This is a genomic window from Lacticigenium naphthae DSM 19658, from assembly GCF_000425865.1.
In the GTDB taxonomy this organism is placed as follows: Bacteria; Bacillota; Bacilli; order Lactobacillales; family Carnobacteriaceae_A; genus Lacticigenium; species Lacticigenium naphthae.
Window position 1 is genome coordinate 87,676 of record NZ_AUEG01000005.1, and the last position, 11,597, is coordinate 99,272.

Annotated in this window: 8 protein-coding genes, 1 tRNA gene and 1 pseudogene; all 10 read right to left on the minus strand. The window is 36.9% G+C overall.

What is annotated here, in order from left to right; genetic code table 11:
• Positions 1 to 32 precede the first annotated feature (32 nt).
• Positions 33 to 1,070 (minus strand): sugar-binding transcriptional regulator, encoded by a 1,038-nt coding sequence (locus H626_RS0106265; protein ID WP_027108595.1) that lies wholly within the window; start codon positions 1,068 to 1,070, stop codon positions 33 to 35.
• 247 nt (positions 1,071 to 1,317) lie between these two features.
• Positions 1,318 to 1,854 (minus strand): annotated as a pseudogene (locus tag H626_RS10775) (DsbA family protein).
• A gap of 124 nt (positions 1,855 to 1,978) precedes the next feature.
• Positions 1,979 to 2,569, minus strand: coding sequence for an ATP-dependent Clp endopeptidase proteolytic subunit ClpP (gene clpP, locus H626_RS0106275; RefSeq protein ID WP_027108596.1), 591 nt, complete (start codon positions 2,567 to 2,569; stop codon positions 1,979 to 1,981).
• A 166-nt stretch (positions 2,570 to 2,735) separates the two neighbouring features.
• Positions 2,736 to 4,082, minus strand: a complete 1,347-nt coding sequence (locus H626_RS0106280; protein WP_027108597.1) for a dihydrolipoyl dehydrogenase family protein — start codon at positions 4,080 to 4,082, stop codon at positions 2,736 to 2,738.
• A gap of 306 nt (positions 4,083 to 4,388) precedes the next feature.
• The gene (locus H626_RS0106285; protein ID WP_027108598.1) at positions 4,389 to 5,882 is read right to left on the minus strand and encodes an FAD/NAD(P)-binding protein; all 1,494 of its coding nucleotides are present in this window, start codon (positions 5,880 to 5,882) and stop codon (positions 4,389 to 4,391) included.
• A 141-nt stretch (positions 5,883 to 6,023) separates the two neighbouring features.
• Positions 6,024 to 6,095, minus strand: a tRNA-Arg gene (locus H626_RS0106290).
• A gap of 59 nt (positions 6,096 to 6,154) precedes the next feature.
• Positions 6,155 to 7,117 (minus strand): DNA-binding protein WhiA, encoded by a 963-nt coding sequence (gene whiA / locus H626_RS10780; RefSeq protein WP_051237876.1) that lies wholly within the window; start codon positions 7,115 to 7,117, stop codon positions 6,155 to 6,157.
• 27 nt (positions 7,118 to 7,144) lie between these two features.
• Positions 7,145 to 8,173 carry a gluconeogenesis factor YvcK family protein gene (locus H626_RS0106300; RefSeq protein WP_425411628.1) on the minus strand — a complete coding sequence of 343 codons (1,029 nt, stop codon included), beginning with the start codon at positions 8,171 to 8,173 and terminating at the stop codon, positions 7,145 to 7,147.
• The gene (rapZ, locus tag H626_RS0106305; RefSeq protein ID WP_027108600.1) at positions 8,167 to 9,054 is read right to left on the minus strand and encodes an RNase adapter RapZ; all 888 of its coding nucleotides are present in this window, start codon (positions 9,052 to 9,054) and stop codon (positions 8,167 to 8,169) included. The genes H626_RS0106300 and rapZ overlap by 7 nt, the downstream gene beginning before the upstream one ends.
• 284 nt (positions 9,055 to 9,338) lie before the next feature.
• Positions 9,339 to 11,069: a phospho-sugar mutase gene (locus H626_RS0106310; RefSeq protein ID WP_027108601.1), complete on the minus strand. Its 1,731-nt coding sequence runs from the start codon at positions 11,067 to 11,069 to the stop codon at positions 9,339 to 9,341.
• Positions 11,070 to 11,597: the final 528 nt, after the last annotated feature.

Below are 11,597 nucleotides of genomic sequence, written 5' to 3' on the forward strand. Positions count from 1 at the left end.
TTTCCTCCTTAGAAAATATAAAAATTTTTATTTTAAAGGGTTACCCCTTTTAAAATCTGATTTGCGGCTCCTTCATCCGTCACGAGCCATAAATGGCGGGGAGCAGTTTTGATATACGCTTCAATTGCTTCGGCTTTATGTTGTCCACCTGCTACTGCGATAACATAAGGAATGGCTTCTAAATCCTTAGATTGCAATCCGATGCGAGGGATTTTATAAACAATCTCTCCCTCTTTATTGACAAACTCACCAAAAGCTTCGCCGACTGCTTTTTTATTTTTCAGCAGTGCGAATTGTTCACTATCCATCGCTCGTCGTTTAGCCATTTGTAAGGCTTCACCTATACTAAACAACACACAATTTGCCTTCTTTACATATTCAAGTGTAGCTTTTATTTCAGGTTCTTTCAATAATAATGGATATGTTTCTGGACTCACATGTTCGGGAGCATACAGGACGCGGTTTTTCCCACCCGTATTTTCTGCCATAGCTGAGCTTATTGCATTTGCTTGAATATCGAAACGCTCCCCTAGTCCTCCACGTGCAGGTACAAACAACAATTCTCTGTTTAACCCAAGTTGAGGCGTTAATTGGCTCGCAACATTTAGCATAGTTGTTCCGCCCATAACAGCAATAATATTCTCTTTTAGCGGAAGCAATCGATTAAGCAACTCATTTACAGCTTTCCCGAGCTCCAGACAAGTTTGATTGTCGTCTTTCGAGTTTCCAGGTACGATCCAACAGTTGTCAATCGATAAATAATCTGCCAGCTGCCGTTCTTTCTCTTTGTTGCCTTGCATATGGCTCAACAGGGCAGTTAACTGATCAAAAATTTCTTCACCAGCTTGAGTAATTTTCATTCCAGCTTTAGTCGTCTCAATCAAATGCTGTTCCCTCAAAATTTTCACTTCAGTCCGAAGAACACGCTCAGTCATGCCTATTTTCTCGGCTAACATTCTTCTTCCAATTGGTCCATTTTGACGGACACTATCTAAAATCCCCTGTCTAATTCTCAACACTTGAAGAGTATCAGGTGCGACCTTTTCAATGACTGACAAGACCTCTTGCATGAGTCACCTCTTTTCACTCCGGTCAATTCAGACCTAAGTCAATTATCGACCCAGCTCACTCACAAAAACAAGAGACAATGTATCATCAGAAACTATAGGATAGTCGTCTGATATCTTTCATTCCTCTTACAAACCATTTTACCATATGTGGGATATAAATCAACCCGAAGTTTTCCCAAAAGGGACATCTTTCGCCCAACCTTTTGTAATCACTACAGTAGTAAAACATTCTTGTTTTCGGAAATGGTTACACTCGCTTATTGGTTTCTTCGTCCAAAATATTTTTTAATTCTTCAACTGAGACTGTTTCGTTCAGCACGTGTTCCCCAATAATAACTGTAGGAACAAATTCAACATTAGCCTGTTTAACCTCATCTAATATTTAATTTGCCATATGATTATTACGCTCTAAATTGAGATTTCGCTTGTCACGTGCATATTCGCCTACATCGCTAGCGTCTAGTGCTCCCCATTCTTCTTGATGCTGGAAGAAATATTTCATTTCTTCCAATGCTTTTTTCTCATCATCGTAGGGTAAATAGCTGTGTAACGTATTTCCCTTTTGTAGTTCCGGTTTCTCTTTATCAAAGTGTTTGATAATTCTCTCTATTTTCCCCTCTTCGACATATTGATCGAGGAGAGCCTCTGATTTTTCAAACCATTCTTTACAATCAGGACAGCGAAGATTAATAAATTCAATGACCTTGACCGGTGCCTTTGTATCCCCAATATGAAATCCATAATTGGATTGTAGCTGATCTATTTGAATATCATATACTTTCACACCATTCCTCCTTCTCAATTACACGTTATACACAGTATACAAGTTTTTCCTCCTAAAATAAATTTATATACCTTAAAAAAACCCTCTAAAAGATTATTTCATCTCTTTAGAGGGTTAAATTGCTTTACATTAAGTTTTTATTGGTCATGATTTCATCAATCAAACCATATTCTTTTGCTTCTTCTGCAGACATAAAGTTATCCCGATCTGTATCTCTTTCAATTACTTCTAGTGTTTGATTTGTACGTTCCACTAAAATTTTATTGAGACGATCTCTCGTTTTCAAAATATGACGTGCCGCAATTTCAATTTCTGTTGCTTGCCCTTGTGCACCACCAAGTGGTTGGTGGATCATGATTTCAGCATTGGGTAATGCAAACCGTTTGCCTTTCTCTCCAGCTGCAAGTAAGAAACTTCCCATTGATGCCGCTAGTCCAATTGCAATTGTTTGAACATTCGATTTAATGAAATTCATAGTGTCATAGATAGCTAATCCAGAAGTCACGCTTCCGCCTGGTGAGTTGATATATAAATAAATATCTTTCCCGGAATCTTGCGCATCCAAAAAGAGTAATTGGGCAATAACTGAGTTTGCTACGTTATCATCTATTGGACCTGCTAGCATAATAATACGATCTTTTAATAAACGCGAATAAATATCATAAGCACGTTCTCCGCGTGGTGATTGTTCAATAACTGTTGGTACTAAATTCATTGTGTTTCCTCCTTCTAAATCATTCTTTTTTCATTGTAGCATACACGCTACCTTAAGCATATATATGACTATTATAAAACATTGGTCAATAAAGGTCAAATAAATAAATACTCATTTTTCAAACTTTAATCTTCTTTTATAGATTTTTCGTTTAATCTCATATCTCTTACAACATAAATTCAATGTTAGAAGCAGCTGTTGGATACGCATAAACGACTTGTTTCAATTCTTCAGTGGTGATCCCTAGTTGGATGGCGGTTGTAAAATGATTGATTAAATCATCTGCCCCTTCACCAAGTACATGAGCACCCAAAATTTGATCAGTATCTTTATCTCGAATAACTTTCACTTCTGCATACTTCTCATTCGTTCGACGATACGTAAACCAAGTAGACAGTTTTTGATGGTTGACTTCAATGTTCTTAGCTGAATTTTGGGCTTCTTTTTCACTCATACCAATCATGGCTAATTTAGGTACTGTGAAAACAACTGAAGGCGTAACTGGATAATGTATCACTCTTGATCGTTCTTCTTGTAAATTTGCCACTACTATTCCCGATTCGAATCCGGCCACCGGAGTCAATGGAAATCCTTCTGTGTCTAATACATCTCCGACTGCGTATACACGGGGATTGGATGGACTTTGAAGATGATCATTAACTTTTATTCCTTTTTTACTGTACTGTACGTTTCCTTTTTCTAAATCCATGTCGATCATTGGTATACGACCTGCTCCATGTACTACCTTGTCTGCTACAAAACTAATCGTTTTATTTTCATATTCTGCTTCTACTATAAAATTTTCTCCATCTTTTTTTATCCCTTTAACTGCATGATTCAAATGGACTTGAATTCCAATTTCTTTACTTTTTTCTAACAAGGTATCGACTAAATCCGGATCAAATTTTTTTAAGGGTCGATCCCCCCTATGAAGTATATGGACAGTTGCACCAGCTCGAGCTGCCATATGAGCGAATTCAAAAGAAATATATCCTCCCCCAACAAATACAATTGTTTTTGGAAGATTTTCCAATTCAAGAAAGTCATCACTATAAGACAGATGTTCGATACCATAAATAGGTAAGGGGGTTGGCATCGATCCTGTAGCCAACACTATCTTTGTCCCCCTCAATTGATATTCACCAATTTGAATCTGATTTTCATCTAAGAATATTGCTTTCCCGCGATACGTATCTATACCTACTTCGTTCCAACTATCTTCTCTATTTTCAGGTACAGGTTCTGTGAATTTCTTCTTGAATTGCATCAACTCATTCCAGTTTATTTGTAGATCTCCTGTAAGACCCTTTCCTTGAATACGCTGATACTCATCATAAATATTTACTATCCCATGCAATACTTTTTTGGGATCACACCCTCTTAATGCACATGTCCCCCCAAAGGGACGATCATCTATAATTGCTACACTCCATCCTTTTTGATTACAGGCAGTAGCTACTGAAGATCCGCCTACACCTGAACCAATTACAATTAGATCATACGATTTTTTCATTCAACTATTCCTCCCGTTTTCATTTTAGTTTCATACTGTCAATTCTATTTTACCGGTCAAAAAAAGTAATCCCAAATTATAACACTTGTTAACTATTCCTTTCTCTTTCCTAACCCGTTGCAATCGGCTAGCTGTAAGTTTCAACTCAAGAGGATTTGCGTTGGAAAATAAAAAAAGTATAATCTTTGAAAGATTATACTTTTTTCCTATGATGATTGATTTGATTAGCTAAAATCGAAAGAAAAATAAATTATGAAATACCGCTACCCCTTACCTATTATATGCATAATTGTAGCTATCTATTTTTTATAAAGAATCCATAAAATGCTTTGCACTTGCTTGTCCCTGCTTATTATTTAATTTAGCATTGTTATTTCCAAATTGTGTTTGAAAAATCCAATTCCCTAACAAATAAACCCGGTCCATTTGTCCGAATCTTTTTGATAAGACCTGGCAACTTGGCCAACTCACTTGAATATCTTCGATACCATCTTGAATGATTATTTCTCTTTTATATAAATTCTTGATTAAATCGTCTTGATTACCAGCGGATACTAATTTCTTTTCAAATCCAGCAGCATTTATCAACACATCTGCTGGATACATTTCCATTTTGTCGGTAACTATTTTGAAACTATCTTGATTGCTAGTAATTGAGTCTAATCCCTTAATAATTCGAGCTTGCCCTTGCTCCATCTTATCTAAAATAAATTGGATTCGGTTTTCTGGCATTTGACTACGGAAATGTTCAAATGTTTTTTTTTCTTTCTCCCAAAAAGCTTTTCGCTCCAACGGGTTTAATGCCATATTCAACTCAGGTAACAATGGGGTTAGCTGACCTAAATAACGTTGCAACCTAGCTAACTCCGGATCATTTTCTTTTAAAGATTTTTCGACTTGAAAAACAGAGCCTTTGCCATACAAATCAATTAGCCGTATCCAGTTGACACTATTTGCTTTTAAATCAGAAAATAGTTGCTTTTTTATTACTTTTAGTGGTATTTGCCCATTGTATGTCTTTTTTTGATCGGCTAACCATTTTTCAGAAATAGTTAACTGAATGTTTCCTTCGTACCGTTTGCTTTTTACAGTTGTAAATGGATGCTGACGAATATAAAACGTAACCGGATGAACCCATTTGTAATTTTTTAGCAAGAAATACATTGTATCTAATCCTGTTAATCCACTTCCAATAATCCCAATGCGTTTAGTATCATCTATCTGTCCTAATTTTTTTTCGATTGGATAAGGATCATGGATATAATTTTTATGTCCGCTTAACTGATAATGGTCTGCATAAGGAGCATGTCCAAAAGCGAAGAACACCGCATCATACGCATCTGACCACTTGTCTTGTTCATCTTGAATGACATATTGAAGGGGTTTATCTAATTCATTCCAAGCTGCATTATGTTCCCTGTTCAAGGGCATCATATCGATAGCTTTAGTTTGAAAATGATTTATCCGTTCGTCACTTAAAAAAGGTTTTAATCGGTCAACTAAATACTGCCCAAAGATTGACCGGGAGACAAAATCACTTGCACAAAAATTTCTTTCTGGATAGTTTTCTTGTAACCAATCTAGAAAGTCATCTTGCTTTGACGTGTGTAAACTCAAATCTTGTGCATATGAGTTCATTTGTACATCTTTATGATCCGATTGATAAGGAAATCCATGTCCTAATTTTTCATTTGGTTCATAAATATCGATTTTAGTAATTCTTTCTGTACTTTGATGGTTGATCAATTCTTTTAAAATACCCGACCCCGCGACACCAAGACCAATAATAGCAACTTTCATATATAAAGATCACCTCTAACTATCCTTCGAATTTTTTTTAAGCAAGAAAAATAGCTGTATTTTCTACTTATGAAATCTTTTTTCTTTTTAAAAATCACATATAAAAAAGCAGGAAGAGTATTTCTCTTCCTGCTTAACATATGCCCCCTGAGGGAATCGAACCCCCATCTTAAGAACCGGAATCTTATGTGATATCCATTACACTAAGGGGACAGTATTTCCCAACTCAGCTAATTCTACTTGATTTTCTTTAAAAAAACAAGTCTCCTTTTTCAGGTTGCTTTGGATAAGGGGTCGTTGCTCTCGTGTGCTTGTTTCAGCTGCTCGGTCATTTGATTCAATTTTCTGAGACGATGATTGATACCTGATTTACTTATGGCTCCACTTGGGACCAATTCACCTAATTCTTTTAATGATATATCAGGATACTTTACCCGTAGGATAGCGATCTCTTTTAATTTTTCAGGTAATGAATCTAGTCCTAAATTTTTATCTATAAAGTGAATATTTTCAATTTGACGGGTGGCCGCATCGATCGTTTTATTTAAATTGGCATTTTCACAGTTGACTAGTCGATTAACAGAATTACGCATATCTCGAACAATACGGACATCTTCAAATTTCAACATACTTCCGGTAGCTCCAATTAAAGCCAAAAAATCAGCTATCTTTTCAGATTCTTTCAAATAAGTGATATAACCGCTTCTTCTTTCCAACATCCGGGCATTCATATTAAAAGCATTCAGCATACTGCAAACATCTTCATTATGTTCTTCATAACTAGAATAGATTTCTAAATGGTAACGACTTGTCTCTGGACTATTCACAGAACCCCCCGCAAGAAATGCACCTCTCAAGTACGATTTCATTTTTTGCCTATTTCCACGAATTTCAGAGGGGATTCGACCGTGATAAAGCATGCCGTCCATTATCCCTAATTGCGATAGTACTTTTGTAGTCCCATGTTTTAAACGAACTATATAAACATTGTTCTTTTTTAATTTCATTTTTTTTCGTACAAGGAGTTCACTTTCTACTTGAAAGTTATCTTTCAATAGTACATACATTCTTCTTGCTATGGCAGCATTTTCCGTTTGAACGTTCAATACGAATTGCTGGTTGAGCAAATGAATGGAACCATTCATCCGAATCAGAGCCGCTAGTTCAGCTTTAGCATGTTCAGGATGAACTTCCAATTGCGTCAATTCTTTTTTTACTTCAGCAGCGTACGACATTTCTTTTCTCCTTTCTATGGAATTTGTTTAGGGCAGCTTTTCTTGTTTGTTCTTAGGGTTTCGCTGAATATGAAATGCCTGTTGATAAAGCTCTTCTGCTACTTTTTCTCCGTTATGGTAAACACCATTGCTCCTGAATTCCAAAAAGTCATCTGAAATGATCTGAGCCGTTTCTTCTGTTAAGGCTTTAAAATCATGTTCAACTTGCACTAAGTAATCCGTTAGGTGACTTTGGTTAGTATACTCTACAGGGACCATACCAATATTAGCTAAAGTGACATCTATAAATTTTTTCCCTAAATGTTTGTGCAATACTTGCACATGATTGGCATCTGTAAAGTTTTCTGTTTCACCTAATTGAGTCATGATATTTGAAATATAAACAACCGTGGCGGAAGTTTCACATACCGCTTTTCCTATTTCAGGAATCATTAAATTAGGTAAAATACTTGTATATAGACTCCCTGGACCTAAAACGACCATATCCGCATTTAGTATGGAAGAAACAACTTTTCTTCCAGCTTTTACTTCCTTTTTATCTGTCGAAGAAGTTACATAGACGCGTTCGATCTGTTTACCCGCTTTGGGGATTTGCGATTCTCCTGAAACAATAGAACCATCTTCGTATACTGCATGCAAATTTAGTGGCTCTTCAGCAGCAGGATACACTTGTCCTTTAATCATCATCATTCTACTTAATATTTGAATGGCTTCATAAATATTTCCACGCATTTCTGCCATAGCAGATATAATAATATTACCTAAAGGATGGCCCGCAAAATTTTTATCTTTTTTATCAAATCGATATTGAAATACTTCTTTTTGAGCATTCGGCATATCAGATAAGGCCGTTAAAACATTACGAATATCTCCCGGAGGAACAGCGTTAAAGTATTCTCTTAACGAGCCGCTGCTCCCTCCATCATCCGCAACGGTCACAATTGCTGTAACATCGGCGTTTTTCTCTTTTAAACTTTTCAAAACAACAGGTAACCCTGTTCCTCCGCCGATGACAACGATTTTTGGCCGTTTTTTCTTTGAATTATTCATCATGATCGATTCACTGACTCCTTTGCTTTCCCTTTATCACGATGGGTGATATTAACAGGATAGCCATCTGCTTCTAACTGTTTTCCCATTCGTTCAATCAATGCTACTGAGCGATGTCTTCCTCCAGTACAACCTATAGCAATAGTGACGTTGTTTTTGCCTTCTCGCTTGTAGCCCGGCAAACAATAATCGATCAAGTCTATAAATTTACGGTAGAAAATCTCAGTCTCCGGTTGTTGCATAACAAAATCATAGACTGGTTGATCCAGCCCTGTTTGTGGACGTAATTCATCAATATAATGCGGATTAGGTAAGAAACGCACATCCATAACGATGTCTGCATCTATTGGCAAACTATACTTAAATCCAAATGAAATAAGTTCCACTCGAAACATCGTTGTATTCACTGTTCTGAATTCTTTTATAATTTTTTCGCGTAATTCTCTCGGTGTCAGTTCAGTAGTGTCAATAACAATTTGAGCACGTCCTTTGATGCCCTCAAGCAATTTACGTTCTTTTCTTATTCCTTCAATTACACGATCACTCTGAGCTAAAGGATGAGACCGTCTCGTTTCCTTGTAACGAGATACTAATTCTTCATCGGTCGCTTCCAAATAAAGAATTTTAGTAGTAATAAAAGATGTATTGTCCAAAGCTTCGATTGAGGACTTAATTTCTTCAAAGAAATCTCGTGTACGAAGATCCATAACTAAAGCAATTTTTGTCATCTTACCGGTTTCTCGAACTAATTCCCAGAATTTTGGTAATAAATTAGGCGGCATATTGTCTACACAATAATACCCCATGTCTTCAAAACTTTGCATGGCGACAGTTTTCCCTGCTCCACTCATGCCCGTAATAATAACTAGCTGTAAACTTTGTACCATGATAAGGTCCTCATTTCTATATAAACGCTCTTATGATTTTATTAATTATAACACTCCGGGCGTGTCATTGTATACCCTAATCTCAAACGTTTTTCGCGATACGAATTGAACTTTTTATAATCAAAGATTGCTGCTATTTTCCACTTCAACAAAACCCAAAGTGAAAAACCTGTTTTCAGAGTCCTAAACAAAATTTCTTTGTTTTTATTAACTAAAAATACTCTAAACAAGAAAGAGAAGTATATTCAATACTTCTCTTCCCCATCTAAAGTATTTATTTGAAATTATTTAGGTACTATTTCTTGTATATCCTTTTCAAATAACCGGATTTTTTCGGTTATTTCTAGAGCGGATGCAGCATATGCTCCAATATAAAACTTGATTTTGGGTTCTGTTCCCGAAGGACGAATCGCTATCCAACTATTATCCGACAAGAAATATTTCAAGACGTTTGCTGGTGGCATGTCAATTGCAGTTTCCTGACCCGTAACCTTTGATTTATGGGTTTGCGCTTGATAATCTTCCACCGTAGCTATTTTCACTCCGCCAAACGCTTGTGGTGTATTCTCTCTCAGTTCACGCATCAGTGAATCAATTTGCTTGGCTCCATCCATTCCCGCCATTGTGACTGAAATTGTTTTCTCCACAAAGTGACCATGTTCTTGATATAAATCTTGCAGAACATCGAAGCATGACTCTCCTAGTTCTTTGTAATAAGCAGCCATTTCAGATACAAGAACCAACGCTTGCATCGCATCTTTGTCTCTCACAAACGGTTTGATCAAATAGCCGTAACTTTCTTCAAATCCAAAAATGAAATCATTCGTGGGATCTGTTTCATACTCTTTAATTTTTTCAGCAATAAATTTAAAGCCGGTCAGAACATTTACCATTCGAGCTCCATGTTTTTCGGCGATTGCTGTTGGCAATTCGCTTGAAACAATAGACTTGACCACACGAGCATTTTTTGGCACCATTTTCTCTTTATCTAATGCAGTTAGGATATAATTTAAGAGCAAACTAGCAATTTGATTTCCATTTAATACTTCGTAGTGACCTTTAGCTGTCCGCACAGCTAATCCTAAACGATCCGCATCTGGATCGGTAGCAATGAGGATATCTGCATCGATTTCTTTCCCTAATCGGATAGCATATTCAAAAGCTTGAGGATCTTCTGGATTAGGAGATTTCACTGTGGAAAAATCAGCATCCGGTTCAGCTTGTTCGGGGACTAAATAAACTTGATTAAATCCCGCGTTTTTCAAAGCACGCTCACCAATCATTTTTCCTGTTCCATGAAGAGGAGTGAACACAATTTTCAACTCGTCTTGCATGCGCGAAATTAGTTCTGAATCGATTGTGACTGTTCTCATTTCTTCTAAATAGGCTTGGTCCACATCTTCTCCAATGATTTCTAATAAGCCTTTTTCTTTCAATTCAGTTTCCGAGTCGACCCCAACAGTTAACGGATTATCTATTTTGCGGACAAAATCGGTCAACGCTTCAGCTTCTTTTGGAGGCATTTGACCCCCGTCTTCCCCGTAAACCTTGTATCCATTGTATTCAGGCGGATTGTGGCTGGCTGTAATCATAATTCCAGCAGCAGCATTCAAGTGACGAACTGCGAAAGACAATTCAGGTGTTGGCCTCAAACTTTCAAAAACATATGCTTTAATTCCATGATGGCCTAGGGTTTTAGCCGCTTCCATTGAAAATTCGGGTGATTGATGACGACAGTCATAGGCAATCGCCACTCCCTTTTGTTTAGCATCCTCGTTTAGGCTATCAATAAATAGAGCGAGTCCTTCCGTTGCTTGTCGAATAGTATAAATGTTCATTCGATTGATTCCCGCACCAAGAACTCCACGCATACCGGCTGTGCCAAATTCCAGAGGAGCATAAAAAGCATCTTCTAAAGATTGTTTGTCATTTTCATGATTTCTTAAATCTTTTTTAAGAGCTTCATCTAGTCCCTCAAAATTTCTCCATTCTGTATATGTTTTTTCCCAATCCATTTAATCATCTCCCACTCACTTTAATAATGATCATAGTTTACTTGTATAATTTGAGTATACCATTTTTATAGCGGTTTATCATGCTAAACGCTAAGCACTCTAGAAAAACAATGAAGGCCTAAGAGTTACAGTATACCCACGTGAACGGTGTTCAAATAAAACATTGGAATATAATCGAGTAGGAGGTAAATAATTAATTTATTTACCGTCCTCTCACACCACCGTACGTACGGTTCCGTATACGGCGGTTCAATATCTTAAGTAAGCAGACTCTGCCAGGTTACGTAGTGAAACTACGTTCCACCGGTAGAGTCTTTTCGTTGTAAGCACCCAATGAACCTCAGGTGTTTTTGACAGTCTCCAGTATTTCTTTCTGGAGTAGCCAATACGCTTAGCACTGTCCATATCTAGACCTAAGCGCATTAATCTGCTAATCTTAGTACGTGGATTTTTCCATCTCTTTAAAATTAGTTGCCTGATTCGGTGATGGAGCCATTGCTCCACTTTCGTTACGAAGGTTTTGATGAA

What these genes read in the sequence shown, in the direction of transcription:
- clpP (WP_027108596.1), bottom strand. Translation starts at nt 2,569, where the DNA reads ATGAATTTAGTACCAACAGTTATTGAACAATCACCACGCGGAGAACGT.
- whiA (WP_051237876.1), bottom strand. Translation starts at nt 7,117, where the DNA reads ATGTCGTACGCTGCTGAAGTAAAAAAAGAATTGACGCAATTGGAAGTT.
- H626_RS0106285 (WP_027108598.1), bottom strand. Translation starts at nt 5,882, where the DNA reads ATGAAAGTTGCTATTATTGGTCTTGGTGTCGCGGGGTCGGGTATTTTA.
- H626_RS0106265 (WP_027108595.1), bottom strand. Translation starts at nt 1,070, where the DNA reads ATGCAAGAGGTCTTGTCAGTCATTGAAAAGGTCGCACCTGATACTCTT.
- H626_RS0106310 (WP_027108601.1), bottom strand. Translation starts at nt 11,069, where the DNA reads ATGGATTGGGAAAAAACATATACAGAATGGAGAAATTTTGAGGGACTA.
- H626_RS0106280 (WP_027108597.1), bottom strand. Translation starts at nt 4,082, where the DNA reads ATGAAAAAATCGTATGATCTAATTGTAATTGGTTCAGGTGTAGGCGGA.
- rapZ (WP_027108600.1), bottom strand. Translation starts at nt 9,054, where the DNA reads ATGGTACAAAGTTTACAGCTAGTTATTATTACGGGCATGAGTGGAGCA.